The sequence below is a fragment of the Autumnicola tepida genome, from assembly GCF_031846485.1.
GTDB classification, from domain to species: domain Bacteria; phylum Bacteroidota; class Bacteroidia; order Flavobacteriales; family Flavobacteriaceae; genus Autumnicola; species Autumnicola tepida.
Genome location: NZ_JAVRHQ010000024.1, coordinates 13,276 through 35,380, shown reverse-complemented (window position 1 = coordinate 35,380; position 22,105 = coordinate 13,276). Strand labels below are relative to the sequence as shown.

20 protein-coding genes are annotated in these 22,105 nt (G+C 39.7%); 12 read left to right on the top strand and 8 right to left on the bottom strand.

The annotated features are described in order from the left end of the window. Positions 1 to 159 precede the first annotated feature (159 nt). A complete protein-coding gene (locus RM553_RS15900; protein ID WP_311535940.1) occupies positions 160 to 1,158 on the bottom strand; it encodes an alpha/beta hydrolase in 999 nt (332 codons plus the stop codon). 151 nt (positions 1,159 to 1,309) lie between these two features. On the opposite strand from RM553_RS15900, the gene RM553_RS15895 reads away from it, so the two are divergent. Next, positions 1,310 to 2,284, top strand: a complete 975-nt coding sequence (locus RM553_RS15895; RefSeq protein WP_311535939.1) for an ion channel — start codon at positions 1,310 to 1,312, stop codon at positions 2,282 to 2,284. Between the two features lies 1 nt (position 2,285). Here the strand turns inward: RM553_RS15895 and RM553_RS15890 are convergent, their stop codons facing one another. Continuing rightward, positions 2,286 to 4,844, bottom strand: a complete 2,559-nt coding sequence (locus tag RM553_RS15890; protein ID WP_311535938.1) for an ABC transporter permease — start codon at positions 4,842 to 4,844, stop codon at positions 2,286 to 2,288. Then, positions 4,838 to 5,527, bottom strand: coding sequence for an ABC transporter ATP-binding protein (locus RM553_RS15885; RefSeq protein ID WP_311535937.1), 690 nt, complete (start codon positions 5,525 to 5,527; stop codon positions 4,838 to 4,840). Before RM553_RS15885 ends, RM553_RS15890 begins: the two co-directional genes overlap by 7 nt. 66 nt (positions 5,528 to 5,593) lie before the next feature. Here RM553_RS15885 and RM553_RS15880 point away from each other — a divergent pair, with 66 nt between their 5' ends. Further along, positions 5,594 to 6,298 (top strand): arylesterase, encoded by a 705-nt coding sequence (locus tag RM553_RS15880; RefSeq protein WP_311535936.1) that lies wholly within the window; start codon positions 5,594 to 5,596, stop codon positions 6,296 to 6,298. Between the two features lie 171 nt (positions 6,299 to 6,469). Then, positions 6,470 to 7,279: a ThuA domain-containing protein gene (locus RM553_RS15875; RefSeq protein ID WP_311535935.1), complete on the top strand. Its 810-nt coding sequence runs from the start codon at positions 6,470 to 6,472 to the stop codon at positions 7,277 to 7,279. 37 nt (positions 7,280 to 7,316) lie between these two features. Here RM553_RS15875 and RM553_RS15870 read toward each other — a convergent pair whose 3' ends face one another. Together RM553_RS15870 and RM553_RS15865 are read right to left on the bottom strand one after the other, a co-directional pair. After that, complete coding sequence (locus tag RM553_RS15870; protein ID WP_311535934.1) at positions 7,317 to 8,177, bottom strand: universal stress protein; 861 nt, start codon at positions 8,175 to 8,177, stop codon at positions 7,317 to 7,319. A gap of 149 nt (positions 8,178 to 8,326) precedes the next feature. Further along, positions 8,327 to 9,079 carry a helix-turn-helix domain-containing protein gene (locus RM553_RS15865; protein ID WP_311535933.1) on the bottom strand — a complete coding sequence of 251 codons (753 nt, stop codon included), beginning with the start codon at positions 9,077 to 9,079 and terminating at the stop codon, positions 8,327 to 8,329. Positions 9,080 to 9,462: 383 nt separating this feature from the next. On the opposite strand from RM553_RS15865, the gene RM553_RS15860 reads away from it, so the two are divergent. Then, entirely contained in the window at positions 9,463 to 11,595 is a 2,133-nt protein-coding gene (locus RM553_RS15860; RefSeq protein ID WP_311535932.1) for a catalase, read from the top strand. Between the two features lie 424 nt (positions 11,596 to 12,019). Continuing rightward, complete coding sequence (locus tag RM553_RS15855; RefSeq protein WP_311535931.1) at positions 12,020 to 13,846, top strand: sensor histidine kinase; 1,827 nt, start codon at positions 12,020 to 12,022, stop codon at positions 13,844 to 13,846. 19 nt (positions 13,847 to 13,865) lie between these two features. On the opposite strand, the gene RM553_RS15850 is transcribed toward RM553_RS15855, so the two are convergent. Both RM553_RS15850 and RM553_RS15845 read right to left on the bottom strand, forming a co-directional pair. Then, complete coding sequence (locus tag RM553_RS15850) at positions 13,866 to 14,207, bottom strand: hypothetical protein (RefSeq protein WP_311535930.1); 342 nt, start codon at positions 14,205 to 14,207, stop codon at positions 13,866 to 13,868. 10 nt (positions 14,208 to 14,217) lie between these two features. Beyond that, positions 14,218 to 15,120 (bottom strand): hypothetical protein, encoded by a 903-nt coding sequence (locus tag RM553_RS15845; protein ID WP_311535929.1) that lies wholly within the window; start codon positions 15,118 to 15,120, stop codon positions 14,218 to 14,220. A 168-nt stretch (positions 15,121 to 15,288) separates the two neighbouring features. Here RM553_RS15845 and RM553_RS15840 point away from each other — a divergent pair, with 168 nt between their 5' ends. Then, a complete protein-coding gene (locus tag RM553_RS15840; RefSeq protein ID WP_311535928.1) occupies positions 15,289 to 16,689 on the top strand; it encodes an exonuclease domain-containing protein in 1,401 nt (466 codons plus the stop codon). Positions 16,690 to 16,775: 86 nt separating this feature from the next. Here the strand turns inward: RM553_RS15840 and xerD are convergent, their stop codons facing one another. After that, the gene (xerD, locus tag RM553_RS15835) at positions 16,776 to 17,672 is read right to left on the bottom strand and encodes a site-specific tyrosine recombinase XerD (protein WP_311535927.1); all 897 of its coding nucleotides are present in this window, start codon (positions 17,670 to 17,672) and stop codon (positions 16,776 to 16,778) included. 114 nt (positions 17,673 to 17,786) lie between these two features. Here xerD and RM553_RS15830 point away from each other — a divergent pair, with 114 nt between their 5' ends. From RM553_RS15830 to RM553_RS15805, 6 genes are all read left to right on the top strand, one after another. After that, the gene (locus RM553_RS15830; protein WP_311535926.1) at positions 17,787 to 18,407 is read left to right on the top strand and encodes a porin family protein; all 621 of its coding nucleotides are present in this window, start codon (positions 17,787 to 17,789) and stop codon (positions 18,405 to 18,407) included. 135 nt (positions 18,408 to 18,542) lie between these two features. Next, positions 18,543 to 19,214, top strand: a complete 672-nt coding sequence (locus RM553_RS15825; protein WP_311535925.1) for a porin family protein — start codon at positions 18,543 to 18,545, stop codon at positions 19,212 to 19,214. 265 nt (positions 19,215 to 19,479) lie between these two features. Beyond that, entirely contained in the window at positions 19,480 to 19,953 is a 474-nt protein-coding gene (locus RM553_RS15820; RefSeq protein WP_311535924.1) for a hypothetical protein, read from the top strand. 145 nt (positions 19,954 to 20,098) lie between these two features. Next, a complete protein-coding gene (locus RM553_RS15815; protein WP_311535923.1) occupies positions 20,099 to 20,647 on the top strand; it encodes an outer membrane beta-barrel protein in 549 nt (182 codons plus the stop codon). A 79-nt stretch (positions 20,648 to 20,726) separates the two neighbouring features. Beyond that, positions 20,727 to 21,152 carry a type II 3-dehydroquinate dehydratase gene (gene aroQ / locus RM553_RS15810; RefSeq protein WP_311535922.1) on the top strand — a complete coding sequence of 142 codons (426 nt, stop codon included), beginning with the start codon at positions 20,727 to 20,729 and terminating at the stop codon, positions 21,150 to 21,152. Beyond that, positions 21,149 to 21,883: a Dph6-related ATP pyrophosphatase gene (locus RM553_RS15805; RefSeq protein WP_311535921.1), complete on the top strand. Its 735-nt coding sequence runs from the start codon at positions 21,149 to 21,151 to the stop codon at positions 21,881 to 21,883. Before aroQ ends, RM553_RS15805 begins: the two co-directional genes overlap by 4 nt. The last annotated feature ends 222 nt before the right edge of the window (positions 21,884 to 22,105 follow it).

Below are 22,105 nucleotides of genomic sequence, written 5' to 3'. Positions count from 1 at the left end.
AGGAGGAAGAAAATAGTGAAAATGGAGAAGGCTTTCATAAATCTGGTTTTACTGGAATAAATTTTTCGCTACGGTAAGTTAGGAATATTAAAAGTAAAAACCGGAAAAATAAGGATTAGCTTCAGCAGCAATATATTTTCTGAAACTGATGCTTATGAATTACTCCAGTTCTTTTATTTCAAGTTTATTCTGTAGAAAATCAATGATCTCCTTCAATACTACTTCTGTATCTTCAGATCTTATGCCGCTTCCAAGGAAATGAGTTTTTGGGGAAACCAGGGGCTGCAGTTTTTTTAATGAGTCTGGAGTAGAAAATTGCTCATGCACTCCAGAATAAATATCAACTTCCACATGCTCATCTTCTTCCCAAAAATTTTCATGATAATAAAGAGTGAGCACGGGACAACTTACTTTCTTAAAAGTTGAAGGCACCATACTGGTTCCTACCAGCACCTGGAGATCTACTAGGGCTTCTGCAGGATAGATAGTATCAAAATATTGTGCTGCCCGAGGTTCTTTATATTCAATTTTCTTTTCCCCAAGAGTGATAAGATTGGCAATTTCGTAGCCCCAGCGGGTGTTCAGCATAAAAGCTCCCAACTGATCATCTTTCAGGTTGGGCGACATATTAATAATGGCAAACACGCTTTCGGGAAATTCCGCGGCAAGTTTAATGGCAAGTGTCCCTCCTGTGGAAGTGCTTAAAATAATAACCTTTCTTCCAATGTTTTTGCCAATGGCAAGCGCTTCCCTGGCAGAATACCAGGCATTTTCAGCAGAGAAATTATCCATGGCGGCAGATGGTTGCAGACCATGTCCAGCCCAGCGGCCAAGGTATATATTTGCTTCCAGGTTATCTGCAAGCCGAACATTTACAGGATAACCATCACGGTAACTGCCGGAAAATCCATGTAGATAAACAATGCTATATTCCGTCACCTGGGGAGGCTCCTGCTGAAAGATGATTCTTGCCTCATTATCTTTTCTTACCGGCATGGTGTCTTCTGTTTTTGCCACATAATCCTGGAGTTTCTCAAGGCCTTCCGGAATACCAGGTAGCGTCTTCGCGTAATGTGGTGAAGGAGGAGTAGGGCCCATAAAATAGCCAGCCAGTGCAAAAATCAAGAAAATGAGGAGCAACCAGTATCTTTTTTTCATTCATTTTGGAAATGGAGGAGGCAAAGGTATAACTTCAATCGGGAATTACTACTTACCAGCCTTTTTCCGAATTCTAAAAAGCCGTTAAATTTTAGAATTTCCCCTTTTGTTCCTGTAAATTTATTTTCACGCCCAAAAAATTACTATTTGCATGAATGAAGTTATTTACCTCATACTTGGCGCCCTTCTTTTGGTGCTGGTGATCTATGATTTTTTCTTTACCACTCTTTCAGGAAGCGGTGCCGGTATTATAACTAAGCCTGTTTCTACATTTACTTATAAAATTACCAGGACGCTGGCCGGCTTATTTGGAAGGAAGACCTTTAATTTTAGCGGGTTGGTGGTCAATCTTGTGGTATTGGTGGTTTGGGTAATGATGGTATGGCTGGGCCTTTTCCTGGTGTATTCATCAAACCCGGAAGGAATTGTTAATAGCAAGGGAGTTGTGGCAACAGATTGGGAAAGGCTTTATTTTACCGGCTACACCATTTCTACCTTGGGAATGGGAAATTTCAAACCTGTGACCGTACTTTTTGAGATTTTCACGAGCTGTTTTTCCTTTTTCGGTTTTATTTTCTTTACAAGTTCCATGACTTATTTGCTCTCGGTTTCTTCAGCCTTAATTAATAAACGATCATTAGCGCTTAGTATTCAAAATTTAGGCACAGACCCGCAGGATATTGCTGAAAAGTTCCTGAAAATGAACACTTCCTATAGTTATCAGCAATTCCTGGCCCTTCAGGAAAAAATAGACCGCCATGCGGTAAATCACCAGGCTTATCCTGTACTACATTTTTACAGCCACAAAGATCCTGAAGTTTGCCTGAGCCTGAACCTTACCAGGCTGGATGAAGCAATTAATATTTTGCTTAGTTCTTCCGGGGCTGGAGAGCTTAAAAGGGAGCTGGAGCCACTGCGGGAGGCTCTTAGCAGGTTTCTTGAACATATTAACGAGAATTACCTTCATGTATCTTCTGCAGAAGAAGAGGCGGTGAAATCTTATAAATTCCCTTACCAGACCCTGGGAGTGGAAGAAGAAGCTCTGGACAGGCGCAGAAATATGCTTTTGGCCCTTATAAAAAGTGAAAACTTTACCTGGGATGATGTCACCGGTCGGGATAAGTAAATCAGCGCACTTCTTTGCGGAGGATAACAAGCGGCGGACTTTTTATTACGCTTATACTATTGCTTAGGCCTATTACCAGAACCAGGATTATAATTCCCGGTAACAGCAGGAAGAAAGGAGCGGCAGAAGGCACAAAGGAAGATTCGAATACCTGCCAGGCCAGGATCTGGCTACTCAGCAGGGACAACAGTATCCCTGATAAGGCGCCTATAAGCCCAAGGTAAAAATATTCCAGGGCCAGGATCTTAAAAATTTGTTTGCTTCTTGCTCCCAGGGTTCTGAGTAAAACGCTCTCCTTAATTCGCTGATATTTACTGGTCCTTACTGCGCCCAGCAATACAATAACTCCTGTAAAAATGCTGAAAAAGGCCATAAAGTTAATTAGCCATGAAATTTTACCAAGAATACTTTCTATTACCGTAAGCACCTGGCGCAGGTCTATAATGGAGATATTAGGAAATTTTCTTACCAGGTCTTTCTGCAATGCTGCGGAAGAACCCTCATCCGGAACTTTTGTGGTAAAAACCCTGAATTGTGGCGCGTCTTCAAGGACTCCGGTTGGAAATACCACTGAAAAATTTAGTTGCATACGGCTCCAGTCAACCATTCTTATACTTCCTACAGTTGTATTCAGCAAAACCCCCTGTACATTAAAGGTTACTTCATCTCCTACCGAAACCTTGGCGTCTTCAGCAAAATTATTACTCACCGAAATCGGGACGGTGTCTCCTGCACCTGCGGTGGGCGTCCATGCCCCCGTTTGCAAAATTTCAGAATCAATTAGGGAATCACGGTAAGTGGTGCGGAATTCATGATGGAGAATCCACCCGTTTACGTGGGAGGTAGTGTCTTCCCGTATTTCATCTACTGTTTTTCCTTTTATGCTGTGCACATTCATGGTCACAATAGGAATATTTTCCAGGACTTTTAAATTTTTATTCCTGATTGTCTTGCTCACTTCTTCCTGCTGCGGGCTTTGGACATCCAGGAGGATCATATTGGGACTGTTGGATTGCTCTTCAATAGAAGCCTGGGCCAGCAGCATATCTTTTGTAAAATACAGTGTGCTGATTAAAAATGTGCCCACGCCAATGGCCAAAAACAATATCAGGGTTTGGTTCTGCGGCCTGAATAGGTTTAATAAGCTTTGCCGGGCAACAAAGCCCCAGGAAGAAGGGAAGAACTTTTTTATTCCGCGCATAAAAAGGTGCGCCACTCCAGCCAAAATAGAAAAGGTGATGATTATCCCGGCTACAAAAGAAAAGGAGTACTTCCAGTCCCTTAATATCCAATAGGAAAATAAAAGTATAAAAAGAAAAATGCCGGCAAGTACAAGAATTCCTGGTTTGGTAGATTGTGACCTGCTTTTTGCCTGCACCCTGAGTGCCTGTAAAGGGGAAACATATAAGGTGCTCATTAATGGGTAAAGCGCAAAAAGAACAGACATGGAAATGCCTAATAACAAGCCCATAGCTATTGCCCGAGGTGCCAGGGAAATTTGAACGTCCACCGGTAAGTACTCTCCCAGCAACAAAGGGAAAACCTGCTGCAGGAGAAGTCCGCCTGCTGTACCCAGGATTCCGCCAAGAAATCCTATTACTGCTATTTGAACAAGGTAGATTAAAAAAGTTTGTTTTTTACTGGCACCAAGGCATTTTAGGACCGCAACAGCCCTCAGTTTTTCCTTAATGTAGATATGTATGGCACTTGCTATGCCCACACACCCAAGCAATAAAGCTATAAAGGCAACAAGATTTAAAAATTTGCCAAAGTTTTCATACCTGCGGCCCATCCTGCGGCTGGTGGAAAGATGGGTATCCAGGTCGGCGTCTTCTTTATCCAGCCTTGGGTCCAGGTTTTGATCCAGTTTTTCCATGTCCATTCCGGCCGGGGCTACAAAATAGTACTTGTAATCTATGCGGCTGCCGGTTTGCACCAATCCGGTTTCTTCTATAAATCTGTAAGGTATAAGTACCGGTGGGGCTACCGAGCTAAAAATGGCGGTACTGCCTGGTACAGATTTTAGGGCGCCGGCAACAGGAAGCGTGCTGTTCCCAATTTTTATACTGTCGCCCGGTTGTATCCCCATTTGTAGCATTAGCGTGGCATCCACCAACGCTGCGCCAAGTTTTTGGTACAATCCGGCCGCTGCCGGAGGATCTGTTTCTAAATTTCCATAGAATGGAAAGCCACCTTTTATTCCGCGTACCTGCACCAGCTTGGTGGCATCATTTTTAGTAAAAGCGGCCATAGAAGCGAAATTTATTTCCTGTCCGTTAGGACCGCCAAGGGAATCAATGATGGTTTCCACCTCTTCATTGGCCGGTTGATCACTATCTATAATAAAATCGGCACCCATTAAGGATTTGGACTGCAGGGAAATGTTCTTTTTAAGATTATCCCCAAAAGATTGGATGGAAACCACGGCAGCAATTCCTAATATAATAGAGGCCATGAACAGGCTTAGCTTTTTTCCGCTGGCTTTACCGTCGCGCCAGGCCATCTTTAATATCCAGCCGAATCCCGCTTTTGATCTAAAATTGCTATCTGTTTTCACCATTTTTCAGCAGTTTCGTTGGAGATAATTCTTCCTCCTTTCAGCTTTAAAACATGGCCTGTTTTTTCGGCAAGTTCAATATCATGAGTTACAATTATAAGTGTGGTGCCAAGGTCATTGTTCAGATCAAAAAGCAGCTGTTCCACTTTTTCACCGGTTTCAGCATCGAGGTTTCCTGTGGGTTCATCGGCAAAAAGAACTGCGGGTTTATTGGAAAATGCCCTTGCCAAAGCCACCCTTTGCTGTTCCCCGCCAGAAAGTTGGGAAGGGTAGTGGTGAAAGCGATCGGCTAAGCCTACTTTTTCCAGAAGTTCCATTCCGGTCTTAGAGGCGTTTTTAACAGATTGTAATTCCAGCGGGACAGCGACATTTTCCAAGGCGGTGAGGGTTGGCAACAGTTGGAAGTCCTGAAAAACAAAACCAATATTCCTGTTTCTAAGCAAAGCCCGTGCATCTTCGTTTAAATTATCCAGCTTCTGACCGCACAGGCTGATGCTGCCGGAATCCGGGCGATCCAGGCCGGCGCAAAGCCCTAATAAAGTGGTTTTTCCACTGCCGGAAGGGCCAACAATAGAAAAACGTTCCCCTTTTTCTACCTTAAAGTTAATATCATATAATACTTGAAGCGTTTTGCTGCCGCTTGAATAGGTTTTTTCTAAATTGCTTACCTCTAAAATTTTCGCCATCTTACAATTCTGTTTCATGCTGAAGCAGACAAAATAAAAAAATGATTTCTATTTAATGGGAATGTTATGAAGAACTTGGGAATATGTTGTGCTTTGTTGATGTTCGTATTCTTTTCCTGTGGGGATAGCAACGAAAAGAAGGAAGAAAAAAGGCAAAATCAGGAAGAAGTTATATCGTCGGATAAAAAGAAAGATGAAGCTACCAAAACCATTCTTTTCTTCGGAAATAGTCTTACTGCCGGCCTCGGCCTGGAAAGCGATGAAACTTTTCCAGCCTTGATCCAGGAGAAAATAGATTCTTTAAACCTGGATTACCGGGTGATAAATGCCGGCTTAAGTGGCGAGACTACTGCTGCGGGAAAGAACCGGATCAATTGGGTGTTGAAGCAAAATGTGGATGTTTTTGTGTTGGAACTAGGTGCAAATGACGGCCTGAGGGGCATTGCGCTGGAGGAGACCCGGGAAAATCTTCAGGCTATTATTGATATTGTTAGAGAAAAGAATCCTGAAACTGAAATTATACTAGCCGGGATGCAGATTCCGCCAAATATGGGCCAGGAGTATACTTCAGAATTCAGGAATATTTTTCCGGAACTTGCTGAAAAAAATAATGTTCATATAATTCCTTTCCTGTTAGAAAATGTGGCGGGAAAGCCGGAACTGAATCAGCAGGATGGCATACATCCAACAGCTGAAGGACAGGAAATCGTGGCAAAAAACGTATGGGAAATACTTGCCCCAATTGTAAAGGAAGAAAATTACCAGGAATAAATTTGTTCCTGAAATCTCTTTTTGGGTTGAGTTGGAGAAAATCATTTCCAAAAGGGCGGGAAATATGGATTTAGATTTAAAAACATGAAAATTTTAAATATCTTTCTTCTTGAAAATTAATATCTTCGGCATGGAGACAGGTAATTAAACCTGAAACAAATTTAAGAAACAATGATTTTAAAAAAAATGGTGAGGCTTGTAATTCTTGCAGGTTTTGTATTATTTATCGGAATTTCTGCCAATGCGCAAAAACAGTTTAATGTATTATTGATAACCGAAACCGCCGGCTGGCACCATGAATCTATAGAAGATGGAATAGACGCTGTGGAAAGGCTGGCAGAAACCCATAATTTTGGCCTGGAAAGGCAACAGGAAGCACAACCGGTAACCGCCGAAAGGTTGAACAATTTTGACGCGGTAATTTTCCTGAACACCACTGCAGATATCTTTACTGAGCAGGAGCAGGAAGCTTTTGAAGATTTTATTGAAGCAGGGAATGGATATGTTGGTGTGCATGCCGCTTCGGATACTGAGTATGACTGGGAGTGGTACACAAAACTGGTGGGGAGGATGTTCCATATTCATCCGGCACAACAAACTGCGAGACTGGATATTCTCGACCATAATTTCCCCGGATTAGAACATTTTGGTGATAAACTATTATGGACCGACGAATGGTACGAGTTTGGGGAAGAAAAAACCGGGGGGCTGAATTACCTGATTGCAGTTGATGAAAATTCCTATGATCCTGAAGTGACCTGGAAAAACAGGGACAAAGCTGAAAATGGTGGTATGCAGGACCGGATTGGAAAAGGAATGGGGGATTTTCATCCTATTTCGTGGTACCACGAGTATGATGGAGGAAGGGCTTTTTATACTGCCCTGGGACATATACCAATGATTTACAAAAATCAGTGGTTTTTGGACCATCTTTACGGTGGCATTTATTATGCGGCTACTGGAAAAGGTATTGAAGAATAGCCTCGGTTTTCCCAGATTTTATAGAAATTAAGCAGTTTTAATCATTTTCCTTGAGTACCAAAACCGGGATATTAGGATTAAAATCTATTTCCTCTACGAAAGGCTGGGCAAATAATTTAGAGAAGAAGCCTTGTTTCCTTTTATAAATTGCCAGGAGGTCACTTTGCCTGCTCTCAATAAAAAGGCGGGTGCCGGTGCTAATCGTGGTTTTTGTAAGCGTATGGAAACTGCAATCAAATTTCGAGAAGTAATCTTTTAATATTTTTTTGTTAGTCTCCTGTTCTTTATTCAGGCCCTTATTATCAGTATCTATATAAAGTACCAGTATTCCTGCTTTAAAGCTGGAAGCAATGTCCATAAGAGCAGTGAGTTCTTTAAGCTTAAAGATCATTCGGAAGCTGGTTGGGAAAACCACTTCTCTTACCACATCTGTAGTTGGTGAAGATTCTTCGGGTATTACAAGAATCGGACATTTTTCAATTTTTTCTGAAATTGCCGTTACCGTATTCTCGTATGCCGAATTAATAGAAACATTTTCACCTTTTGACCCCATAAGGATCAGGTCTATATTATGTTTGTCCACAGCGTCCTGTATAGCCTCAGGCAGGGGCTGGCTGGAGGATAGCGTTTCAAACTGATGCCGCTGATTTTCCTTTCGGAAGGATAAACCCTGTAAAATTTTTTCCAGCCCTTCCCGGGATTCCTCCCTGGCTTTTTCATGCGCGTTTCTTCCGGAAGATTTAGATAATGAGAATTTTTCGGGAAGGGAGCTTCCGCTTTGATACGCATTCAGCACATAGAAGGTGCAGGGAATATTCTTGTACAAGCCAAAGCCGTAAACCAGGGCATTCCATGCGTGCTTCGAAAAATTAGTGGGGACAAGAATTCTTTTCTCCATATAGTATGTTTTAAATTTTAGGAAGAGGTAACCGCTTGTAAATATAGTATTTCATAACTACAATAGTAACAGATGCTCTGGCTATAAGGAAAGTTTTTGGGATTCTTTTTCTGCGGAAGAGGTTCTCGCAGCAAGGAAAGCGAAAGGCCTCACAACTGTTCTTTAAGTTTTTTAAATTCCTGTTCCAGGTAATCAAGCTTATTTGCCAAAGCTGAAGTATTATCTGTCACTCTTTTCATAAAAGTGTACTTTATCAGCCACAATTCTTTCAGGTCTGTCAAAGAAATTTCAGTGTCCTCAATCTCTTTATTTGCAGCTTTTAAAGTTACTTTTTCTCCAAGGATGTAGAGCTTGCGCAAGCTCAAACGTTCCTTTACAAGAGTAAATACAAGGCTGCCGTTTTCTGTTTTAGAATAATCTTCTTCTTCAACTTTTTCCCCAATAACAATATCATTTGGCCTAAAGCCACGTTCATTCTCCAAGTTATCTTCATTAGAAATCACAAAGCCCCGGAAGACTCCTTTTGGATCAACCGGCACACAAAGGGAGGGAAGATCTTCTATAAAATATGGTTTATCGTAATGCTGAATATAATCCTGTTGGCTGGCTGGCACAATACAGGGTACTTTAGGAAAACTTTTATTTTTAAGGGTTCCCTGTAAAGGCAAGTTGTCTTTAAATTTTAAAAGCTTATCTCCGGTAAGTTCTTTGGTGAGCAGATCGTCTATGCTGATGCTAAAATAATTAGCTATTTTAACAATAGTCTCAATCCGGGGTTCGCTCCTTTCTTCTTCGTAAGCCCCTAAAGTACCACGTTTTAAATCGAATGTTTCAGCAAATGCCTGTTGGCTCAGCTTTTTGGCATTCCTGATCTTCCTGATGTTTTTCCCAAAATAAGACATACCTGGCAAATATAATTTTCAGCAGTTAAATTAAAGCATTAGCTAAAATAGTTAACGGATAAAATAAGCAATTAGCATTGAATTTAGGACTGAAGGCTGTGGGGAAGTACTTTATTAAAAAGGAGAAATTCTTTCATTATCAATTAAAAATTGGTCAATTAGTAAATCTGGACTAAAGCAATATTGCGTCCGTCCATGAAATAAATCAAGAATACGTTCTTTTTTTTATTGTCAACTTAAATGGCTTCGGAAGAAAATCATAAAAGTCTGGATAAAGTTGTGTAAAATATTTTAAGAGACTGGCACCATTTGTTTAACAATTTTTTGTAATGGTTTTCTATAGGTTAATTTAATTTTAATCTCCAACCTAATCAAAATTAGTTATGAAAGAAAAAAATGAAAAGCCTTCTAAAAAGATAGAAGACCTCAAGAAGAATACCTCCGATCCTAAGGGAACAAGTATGACCACTAATCAGGGGCTAAAGGTGAACGATACCAATAACTCCCTGAAAGCAGGGGAGCGTGGAGCCACACTTTTGGAAGATTTTATCCTGAGGGAGAAAATTACCCATTTTGACCATGAACGTATTCCGGAAAGGATTGTGCACGCAAGAGGAAGTGGAGCCCATGGCTATTTCGAACTTTACGAAAGCCAGGAAGAAATTACAAAAGCAGGGATTTTTACCGATACTTCCAGAAAAACTCCTGTTTTTGTAAGATTTTCGACCGTGGCAGGTTCAAAAGGATCGGCAGACCTTGCCCGTGATGTTCGTGGTTTTGCCACTAAATTTTACACAGATGAAGGTGTTTTTGACCTTGTAGGGAACAACATGCCCATTTTCTTTATACAGGATGCAATGAAGTTTCCAGATTTAATTCATTCTGTAAAGCCGGAACCAGACCGGGAAATTCCGCAGGCAGCTTCAGCCCACGATACTTTTTATGATTTTGTTTCGCACACTACAGAAACGCTTCATAACCAGATATGGTTAATGAGTGACCGCGCGATTCCCAGAAGTTTCAGGATGATGGAAGGTTTTGGGATCCATACTTTCAGGCTTGTAAATGCTGAAGGGAAATCTCATTTTGTGAAATTTCACTGGAAGCCATTACTGGGAGTGAAATCCGTAACCTGGGACGAGGCTGTTAAAATTCATGGCGCCGATGCCGATTTTCATCGCAGGGATCTTTGGGATGCTATAGAAGCAGGAGAATATCCCGAATGGGAACTTGGTTTCCAGGTGGTGCCGCAGGAAGACGAGCATAAATTTGATTTTGACCTGCTGGATCCAACAAAACTAATTCCGGAAGAAATGGTACCGGTAAAACGCATAGGGAAAATGACCCTTAACCGAAACCCGGATAATTTCTTTGCAGAAACCGAGCAGGTGGCATTCCATCCGGGACATGTAGTGCCGGGAATAGATTTTACAAATGACCCTTTACTACAGGGAAGATTGTTCTCTTATACAGATACGCAACTATCTAGGCTGGGAAGTCCAAACTTCCATGAAATTCCAATTAACCGCCCGGTAAATGATGTTCATAATAATCAGCGGGACGCGCATATGCGAATGACGGTAAACAAAGGAAAAACAGCCTATTTTCCAAACTCCATTGGTGGAGGATGCCCTCACCTGGCGAAGATAGCCGAAGGCGGGTTCAACAGTTATGAAGAGCGTATAGACGCTAAAAAAATAAGGGAACGAAGTGAAAGTTTTAATGACCATTTTTCCCAACCCGCCCTGTTTTACCGCAGTTTAACTGAACATGAGCAGGAACATGTGGCGCAGGCATACTCTTTTGAATTAGGAAAGTGTACCTACGATCATATAAAACAGCGAATGCTTTATATTTTAGCTCAAATAGATGAAGACCTGGCAGCAAAAGTTTCTGTAAATCTGGGCATGGAAATTCCTGAAGAAATCGATAGTCCGCTAAACCAGGCGATAGGAGCCGATGCAGATGTTGAAAAGCACCAGCCGGGGCCAAAAAAAATGTACCTGGAAAAGTCAAAAGCCTTAAGCCAGGAATTTCTTCCTTCAGAAGGCATAGCCACAAGGAAAATCGCCGTACTGGCTGGAGATGGCTTTAGCGAAAGTGATTATTATAAAATGAAGAAGCCGCTGGAAGAGAAAGGGGCAATGGTTCAAATTGTGGGGGTGCACGGAGGCACTATTAAATGCGACAAAGGAGACAGCCATAAAGTTGCACATGCACTAATGACCACAGAAAGCGTGGTTTTTGACGCGCTTTACATTCCTGGTGGTAAGAAAAGCATAGACGCTTTAATGAAACAGGCAAAAGCCCGGAAGTTTATTAATGAAGCTTTAAAGCACTGCAAGGCCATAGCAGTAGATAGCGAAGGAGAAAAACTTTTTGATGCTACTTATGGTAAAGATTTTAAAGATGACGAGGCGGTTTGCATTAATGAAAAGCCTGAGAAATTTATAAAGGCCATCAGCAAGCACCGAAACTGGAAAAGGGAAAAAGCAGCAATGGAAATTCCTGCTTAAGAAATTAATTTTATTTTTTTCAAAGCCATCGTTTTCATACGGTGGCTTTTTTATACACCTAAAGCTATATTAATTTCTGATTATCACAAACAGGTAAATTATATTGAAAGGCAGGAGGAAAGCGCGAATGGAAGAATTGAATGTGCAGATTAATGCTATTAATAATATTTTTAACGATAATCAAAATAAGCGAATGTTAACAATTGTTAATCCCTAATAGATGTATAATTTTAAAAAAAAATTCCAGGTCTTTCCAATTCTTTAGTCTGAATTTAGAAGAAATGGGCAATTATAACACATCATAAGCAGGTCTATAAAAATTTCGTTTCTTTCGGCTGCGGTTCTTTCAGTAGCACTTGCAACGCTCATAGGATGGATTCTAAAGATACCTTTTCTTCTAAGCATTTTTCCCGGCGCACCTACCATGAAGGTGAATACTGCATTATTATTCGTGCTATCTTCTGTGGGAGTTTTATGCCGGACTGGCCGGAAAAAACCTTTGGCTTATTGTAATTATTTCCTTGGTACTACCATCCTGGTAATTGGTAGCCTTAGTTTTCTTCAATATCTGCTTGAAATAAACCTGAGTATAGACAACTTTTTGATTCAGGATCCTTATTCTGCCCAATTTCCGGGAAGGATGGCAAGAACAACGGCATTGTGCTTTGCACTTTTTGGACTGGGTTTAATCGCTTCAAATTCATCAAAAAGGCTTTTCAAAAAAATAGCAAAATATAGCCTTGGACTGGTAACACTGATTGCTCTTCTGGCTATTCTAACTTATTTTATGCAGGCCATTACCACCACCAGGGTGCTGGTTTTCAATTCCATGGCTTTTCATACTTCAGTGAATTTTTTCGTATTATCGCTGGCACTTTCTTTAACTAATCCCCGACATACCTATATTGACTTTGTTTCCGGGGTAAAGGTGGGAAGCAAACTTGCCAGAAATTTACTGCCATTCCTGGTTATTCTTCCATTGTTGTTAAGTTTCGTGCTACTATACATCATAAGTACGCGCCAAATTGATACAGAACTGGGAATAACATTCTATACTATAAGTTATGCCTTTTTCGGGCTTGTTTATACCTCCTGGTTTTCGGCGAGATTAAATAAAGAAGATTTGCGAAGGCTGAAGCTGGAACACTCCCTATACAATACCAACAAACAACTCTCCCGAAATGTCCTTTTTAAGGAACAACTGGTAAAAACTACCCCGGAATCTATTATAATTATCAATCTTAACAAGAAGAATGTCCGCTACATAAATAAAGACGTTTATGCGGAAGAAGGCTTGACTAAAGAAAGAATTGAAGGTATGCCACTGGAGGAAATTGTGCCTTACATTCACCCGCAGGATCGCCAAAAAATTATAGAGTTACATCAGAAACTTTTAAAATCTTCTGATGAAGATATATATGATATTGAAATACGTCTGAAATTAAAGAAGAAGAGCTGGGAGTGGTTTAGCGTGCGGGGAACTATTTTTGACCGAAAAAATGAATCCTGGGTAAATGAATATATACTCTTAGTGAGGAATATTACAAACTTGAAACAAACCCAGAAGGAGCTGATGAATGCCCGCCAATTTTCTATTTTTGGAGACGTTGCCCGTACCCTGGCGCATGAACTTCGAAATCCTATCGCTAGTATAGCAATGGCTACAGAAATGTTGGAGCATACTGTTAAGGGCCAGGAAAAAGAAGAAGTGAAGTCTTATCTTAATATCCTTAACAGGAGTAACCATACATTAAACCAGCTTGTTTCCGATCTTTTAAATGCTTCAAAATATAAAAAGACAGAACTCCAAAGGCAAAACCTGGCAAATGTAGTTGATGACACTTTAGGCAAAGCAGCAGACAGGATTTATCTTGCGGGCATCAGGCTTGAAAAGAATTATAATGGCCCATATTTTATTTTAGCCGACAAGGAGAAACTGGAAATAGCTTTGCTTAACCTGATTATTAATGCTGCTGAGGCAACCACTCCCGGAAAGGGAAGAATTACTATTAAAATTACTGAAGAAGAGGCAGATGTAGAATTTACTATATCGGACAATGGCCACGGACTGGAAAAAGAGCAGGAAGAGAAATTGTTTAATAATTTTTACACAAACAAGGCCAACGGCGTGGGAGTGGGATTAAATTCTGTCAAGAATATTCTGGAAGAACACGATGCAGAAATCAAGGTAAATAGTAAACTTCAAGAAGGGACTACTTTTTCTATTCTTTTCCCCCGGGCCGATAATTAAACCTGATTTGTCAGTCCATTTAAATCAACCCTGCGGAAATTGCCTTTGCAGCTAATTTCACAAAAGCTTTCACGATATTGGAAGCTTTTTCTATTGCTTTTGCCACACCGGCCAATTTTTCTGCTGAATGGTTTATTTCATCGGCAAGTTTATCTAGGGCTACGGCATCGGCAGTAAGGGTTTCCACCAGTTTGTTAGTCTTTACCCTTATAATGGATCTTTCCACGTTTCGCAAACTAACCGAAGCTTCCTCCAGCTGCACCCTTTCCTCAGGAGTGAGGCCATCGATAGATCGTGCATTTTCCACTATTTCTATAGTGTCCAACAACTTTTCCAGCGTTTTTATTTTTTCAGTATTCATAAGCTATGTTTTAATCTTGATTCAGTGCATTCAGCGTTTGTTGGAGGTTTTTCACCTGCTGGTAAAATACCTGAAGTTCACTGATAGTTCGCTCTAGTTTTTGCTTCTTATGAAGAACTTCAACTAACTCATCATGCGCTGCTTTTAAATCTTTGGTTGCCTGGATAGTTTGTACTCTCAGGTCTTTTGCAGCATCTAAACTGCTTTTTAGATCCAAATAATCCCTTTGCGATTCAAAAGTATTTACTTCAGTTAATTGTAAATAGGTAAGGTAGTTACGTCTAATCATGCTTTGTTCGTAGGAAATTAATTCCTGAAGATTAGAAGATTCCAGGTATTCCAAAAGATTAGTGGTCATTACAGCAATTAAAGTGTCTGCTTTAGTTACATATTCCTTTATTTTTTCCGCCTGTTTCCCCCTTATGTAGCGGCCTCCGCCGTAACTTACTATATTTCCCAGTGCCTCTCCAATCCCGGGTGGTAAGTTTCTGGTATTATTTTTAGTATTGTACAGGCTTACAAGCGAATCCATACCTACGCCAATTTCACCAACGTGGCTTTGAAGACTGGCAGTATAATCTTCAGAAGATAACAGGATAAGTGATTGGGCATATTTATCGATGACCCTGAAGGTAATATCAATTTTTTCAGATACTTCATAGTCGTATTTTTTCTGGCTATATATGCTGTCCAGTTCATTAAGGTGCCTCTCAGGATCTGTTAAAGTGCTGGCGTAATAGAGTCCCCTTTTTACCCGTATCTTGGCCAGCTCGTTCATTATTGCTGAAGGATATGCAGAGAAATTACTGGTAACTTCTCCAAACTGATGTACACTTTCAATTTGTGATTTAGATAGTGTGGAGCAACTATAAAGCAGCATACAAAGAAGAAATAGAAATATAGCTTTTTTCATTTACATTAGAATTTTGGCTGAAGCAGAATGTCTTTTAAAAATAAGCATTGATTATCAATTATTTGTAGCAGGCAGCAAATTAATAGTTGCTTCTTTTCAGCATAAAAATAATAAGTAGGAGTTATTCCTAATATTGGAAATAATCCAAATTTAAATATATTTGTAGGGATGGAAGAGAAAACTTACGCGATTATAGATGTGGAGACTACAGGTGGTGGTATAAGTGGAAACCGTCTTACCGAGATTTGCATAGTTCTTCTAAAAGGAGCTGAGGTTATAGATAAATACACCAGCCTGGTAAATCCTGAAAAAATTATTCCGCACCAGATTACCTCCCTAACAGGTATAGATAATGAAATGGTGGCAGAGGCCCCTAAATTTCATGAAGTGGCAGATGATATTGATGAATTTACAAGGGGAGCGGTTTTTGTGGCGCACAACGTAAATTTTGACTATAATGTGCTGAGGAATGAGTTTAAAGCTCTTGGCAGAGAGTTTAAAAGGAAAAAGCTTTGTACGGTACGCCTTTCCCGAAAACTTATACCTGGCCTTTTTTCATACAGCCTGGGTAAATTGTGCAGTTCCATTAATATTCCCCTGCAAAACCGACATCGTGCTGAAGGAGATACCGATGCTACGGTAATTCTTTTTCAACGCTTGATGGAACTTGATGAAGGAGGTGAGGTAATCAATTCCTTTCTACATCCACATTCTAAAAACGCGACTTTACCGCCCCACATCCCGGCTGAACAAATTAATGATTTGCCGGAAGACCCGGGGATTTATCTTTTTAAAGACCGGCATCATAAGATAATTTATGCCGGGAAAGCCAAAAATATCCAAAAGCGGGTATTGTCCCATTTTTATGATAAGAAATCCAGGGAATATCACCTTGGCCAGGAAACAAGCTTTATAGACTTTGAAACCACAGGAAGTGAATTGATTGCACTGCTGTTGGAGTCAGACTATATCCTAAGGCATTACCCAAAATATAACCGGGCACAAAAGAAGCCAACCAGGACGTACCAGATCATCAATTACATTAATCAAAGAGGCATTGTCCAGCTGGCAATAGGCCAAACAAAACAAATACAGGATTCTGTTCACACCTTTTACAAAAGAAACGAGGCGCAGGAGATGCTGGAAAAGCTTTGTGAAGATTTCAGCCTCTGCCCTAAATATTGTACGCTGCAATCTAACGTGAAAGTCTGTTCCCATTACAGTATTAAAAATTGCGAGGGAATTTGCAACGGGAGTGAAACTGTAGAAAACTATAACCACAAAGTAAAAAATGCTATTGCTTCTTTAAGTACAGCAAAGCAAACCTATATTATTAAAGAAAAAGGAAGAGAACCCGGCGAAGAAGCTTTTATTCTTGTAAGAGAGGGGCGATACCAGGGCTATGGTTTTGTAGGGCCTGAAGCTCAAATTAGCAGTTTTGAAGCTTATGAACCCTTCCTGAAGCTACAGGAATCCACATTCCATACCCACCAGATTATTAATAGTTACCTGCGGAAGAAAACTGAAAAGAATATGATACGGTTTGAGGAAGAAGCAGTTTTAGGCTAAAGATCCTTTTGTTTCCAGAATTTAAAAATACTTAATGAAGTTGAAGGATTCAAGTTTAGATTTTACTTTAAAATGTACTGCAGGATTCACCTTCTTGGGTGGAATTCTTCCATAACCTGGCGCAGATGGCTGCGGTCTACGTGCATATAAACTTCAGTAGTAGTAATACTTTCATGTCCCAGCATCTGCTGGATCGCCCTTAAATCGGCCCCGTTTTCAAGCAAATGGGTTGCAAAAGAATGCCTGAAGGTATGCGGACTTATTTTTTTGCGGATACCTGCCTTCTGCGAAAGCTGTTTTACAATGGTAAAAATCATCGCCCGGGTAAGTTTTTTTCCACGGCGGTTGAGAAAAAGGGTATCTGAAGATTCCTTCTCCACATCCTGGTGAACCCTAACCTGGTGTATGTAAATTTCCATAAACTTTCGGGTATATTCAGAAACAGGAACAAAGCGTTGTTTATTCCCTTTGCCTGTAACCTGTATGAAACCTTCTTCAAAATAGAGGTCAGATATTTTTAATTCTGTAAGTTCAGAAACACGCAGGCCGCAGCCATAAAGCGTTTCAATAATGGCACGATTCCGCTCGCCTTCAGCTTTACCAAGATCTATTGCGGCAATTAACTTATCAATTTCAACAACAGAAATAGTATCTGGCAATTTCCTGCCAATTTTTGGAGATTCTATTAAATCCATAGGATTATCACGCCGGTATTCTTCAAAGATCAGAAAATTAAAGAATCCGCGTAAGCCCGAAATCATCCTGGATTGGGAACGTGCACTATGCGTTTTTGCAACCTCATAAATAAATAACTGGGTGATTTCTTCAGAAATTGAAAGAGGGGAGACCGCTATGCTTTTAACTTTTAAAAAGTTGATAAGTTTAATAATATCCAGTTCATAACTCTGGATGGAATTATCTGAAAGTCCCCTTTCTATCTTTAAAAAATGACGATAATCCTTTAGTGCATTTTCCCATTTCATGTGTTAAATATAGGAACAAATTCCCAGTCATCTTAGTAATACTTTAATCTTGACTAACATTTTCTTAACGGGTACGGGGCCTACATTTGTGGTCAAATAATAAAAATAGAAATTATGAAAAAGTCAGTTTTAATTATTGCTTTAGCCATTTTTGGAGTAACAGGAATGAAGGCTCAGGAATTTGTACAATTTGGTATTAAGGGTGGAGCTAATTTTTCTACGTTTACCGGAGATGGTATCCAGGGTTTTGAAGATCCGGACTCCCGCACAAGCTTTAACGTTGGGGTGCTGGCCGAGATTCCTTTAATAGAAGATAGATTTTCTATCCAGCCGGAAGTACTTTATTCTGCTCAGGGATTTGATATTTCTGATGACCAGCAGGATAATATCTTTGATGTTGATGACAATGTGGAGTATCAATTAGACTACATAAGCGTACCGGTATTGGCGAAAATTTACCTGGTGGATGGCCTTAGTGTAGAGGCAGGTCCTTCTTTTAACTTTAAAGTAAATGAAGAAATAGATAATGCCCCGCTACAGGATGGAGGAGACACAGATGTTTCTGATGTTAGTGCAGTACAAGATTTTGAAATAGCCGGTGCTGCAGGATTGGAGTATAAGTTCAACAATGGATTTTTTATCCAGGGAAGATATACCTATGGATTCTCTGATGTGGTTGAAGATTATGATGTTCACAATTCCGTATTCCAGGCAGGTATTGGATTTTTCTTCTAAAGAGCTTAACACCTATTGAAAATTAAGAAGGCGGAGGTTATGCTTCCGTCTTTTTTTGTGAAAAAATCCTGGAAGAATTTTGTAGAACTATGTTTTTAGTTTAGGTTTGGGGCTTAAATTTTTAACCTCAATAAGATGACGAAAAATTATTTTATTTATGTTTTCTTCCTGTTATTCTCTGTAAACACAGCGATTTCACAGGATTTTTCTTTCGGCATAACAGCCGGTGTGAATTTTGCAAATCTTTATTCCTCTAATATGCCCACTGAGGAATATGCAAAGATGAAAGCAGGATTTCATGCTGGACCCATGGCTCAGGTCCGTTTCAGTAATTTATTTGCAATCCAAACAGAATTGCTTTATTCCCAACAGGGCTCCAAAATGGAAATACCTTATATAGAAATCACCCCTCCCGGGGAATTGGGTTATTCTAATACAGAGCCGGCAGCTAATCAAACTACAATCAGAGGAGCAAAATCTAAATATGACTATCTTAATTTACCTGTTTTGGCCAAGTTCTATGTATATAAAGGACTGAATGCATTTGCCGGGCCTCAGGTTTCCCTTCTTTTATCTGCCAAAGATGAATATGAATCTGAAGAGGTTAATGTAAAAGAAGAAATTGATGCTTTCGATTTTGGTATTTTAGGTGGAGTAGGTTACGAGCTGAAGATGGGATTACTTCTTAAAGCTTCGTATTATCTTGGTTTAAACAATATTAGTAATATTAATTACAAAGAAGCGCTGGGTTATGATCCAGATCTTCATCAGGGGGTAATCCAGATCTCGGCCGGATATATTTTCTGATGAAAATATTGGAGAAAGCGCGGAAATCTCTTCAAAATCCACGCTCAAGCCCAACTTTGCCAATTTCCCTTAAACCGCTTAATTTGAAAGCTCCCGCTGCAACTCAGAATTTTTGCTGAGCAGAAATTACGGGGAGTTATGTTTGAAGAATTAAAAAATAATCAGGGGTTATAAAAAATTATTATTAGTCCTATTATGTTAATATTCAGAATAATATAAATTAAGTTAGTACATTTATTTAGTTAACCGACTAAATATAACTAATATGAAAAAAGCAATTTTACTTTTAGGATTTATCTTTTTTGGCCTTCAGTCTTCATATAGTCAGGGTGGAGAATTTCTCCTGGGCGTAAACGTTGGACTTCCTGTTGGGGATGTGGAAGACATTTCGAATTTTGACGTGGGCGCAGATATTGGCTACCTGTTTGGTCTGGCCGATATCGTAAAAGTAGGGCCAACAGCTGGCTACATGCATTTCTTTGGAGAAGATGATGTAGATGACTTTCAATTTATACCTGTTGGTGCTGCCGGGCGCGTGGATCTTGGTTTTATAGTGGCAGGGCTGGATTTAGGTTATGGCATTGGGGTAGATGACGGAAATGACGGCGGCTTTTTCTACAGGCCTAAAGTTGGTTTCTCTGTGGCAATGCTGAACATTGTAGCTTCTTACACCAACATAAGTATTGAAGACAATTTTAGTGTTGGCACTTTAAACCTGGGCCTGGAATTTGGGCTTTAGATGTTATCAGTTTTAAATTAAAAAAAGCAGGAGAGATCCTGCTTTTTTTATTGGATTAGGGGAATTTCCCCCTTTTTTAATTCAAGCTTCTTCATGAATTAATTTTTTTATTATTTTCGGCGCCGAAACAATCTAACTTTATAAAATGAAAAATTTATTATTAGCAGCAATGCTATTTTTTGCAAGTGTAAGTTTTACGCAGGCTCAGGAAGTCAATTTTGGTGTTTCTGCAGGATACACTAATATTACAGGGAGGTCTTCAAATTCTACATCTTCTATTGAGTCTTCGGCAAGTTCTTCCGGATTTTATTTGGGGGCTTTAGCAGACTTTTCGTTATCTGAAAATTTTCATTTACATCCGGAAGTGAATTTCGCTATTGCAGATGAGACTAATTTTCTTGTAGTACCTGTATTTGCACAATATTACATAGGAGATTCTTCATTTTATTTACAGGCGGGTCCACAGGCTACTTTTCTTTTAGAAGATACTATGGGAATTTTAGATACTTTTGGTTTGGATTTAGCTTTTGGTGCCGGCTATCATATAAATGAAAACTTTTTCCTTCAGGCAAAATATTCCTTTGAAATCACAAACAGGCTTTCTAGTGATGCTATGGATATCCTTGAGAGCCAGGGACAGGATGGCGATTCCGGATTTGATGCCTTTACTGTTGGAGTGGGATATAAGTTCTAAAAACACTATCAAAAATAAATTCAAGAAGCGGGCTGTTTGTCCGCTTTTTTTATGCCTTAAAATTAATATCTTTATAATTATGAAAATACTCATCATTAACGGTCCCAATTTAAATTTACTGGGTACACGGGAACCTGAAATCTACGGCGGCAAAACTTTTGAAGAATACTTTTCCCATCTTCAGTTTAAATTTAGAAAACTGGAACTTTCTTATTTCCAAAATAATATAGAAGGAGAAATTATAAACGAACTTCATAAAGCCAGCGAAACATTTGACGGAGTAGTATTAAATGCTGCCGCCTATACACATACATCTGTAGCTATAGCCGATGCTGTAAAGGCAATAGCAGTGCCTGTTGTTGAAGTGCATATTTCCAATATTCATGCCCGCGAGGAATTCCGCCATAAATCTTTTATATCTCCTCATGCAAAAGGAGTGATTTTTGGTTTTGGATTAAAAAGTTATGATCTTGCCATTAGTTGCTTCATAGAAGATGAATCATGAAAAAGGCTTATCTCAACTGGAGCAGCGGCAAAGACGCGGCCTTGGCCCTTTATAAAGCCCTTCAGAATAAAAATATTGGTATAGGAAAACTTGTTACTACAGTAAATACTGAAGTAGACAGAATTTCAATGCATGGGTTGCGGAAAGAACTTTTATTGCAGCAGGTGGAAAATATAGGCTTGCCACTGCAGCTAATTCCTTTGCATGGTGCGGTGTCTATGCAGGAATATAATGCAGCAATGAAAGAGGCTACAGCTGCTCTTATTGCAGAAGGTTTTACTCATAGTATTTTTGGCGATATTTTCCTGGAAGACCTGCGTGTATACCGGGATGAACAGTTGAAACTTGCGGAACTGGAAGGAATTTATCCTCTTTGGAAGCAGAATAGTGTAGGGCTAATGGAAGAATTTCTGAAGCTTGGCTTTAAGGCTATAACGGTTTGTACCAATTCCCGTTTGCTGGATAGTTCTTTCTGCGGAAGAATTATTGATGCAGATTTTTTAAAAGAATTACCTGAAGGTGTAGATCTATGCGGAGAAAATGGTGAATTTCATACTTTCGTTTATGACGGGCCAATCTTTAAAAAGCCTGTGGAATTTACAGTAGGAGAGAAGGTAGAAAGAACATATACTGCCAGAAACTCTAAAGAAGAAAATTGCTTTAAAGATGAAGCAGAAGAAAGCTGGGATACCGGATTTTGCTATTGTGATCTTATTCCGAATAAGCAGTAAGCATTAAGCTTAAAGCTTTAAGTTTAAAATAAATGTGGGGCTTTGATTAATAAATGTCGAATTTTGAATTTTGAATTTTTGAATTTCATTGCTCATTGTCCTTTGTTAATTTTCAGCATTTACACTCCAAACCCCGAACTACAAGCTCAGAACTCCAAACTCCGAACTCTGAACTACAAGCTCAGAACTCCAAACTTCGGTTTACAACAACACTAATTTAAA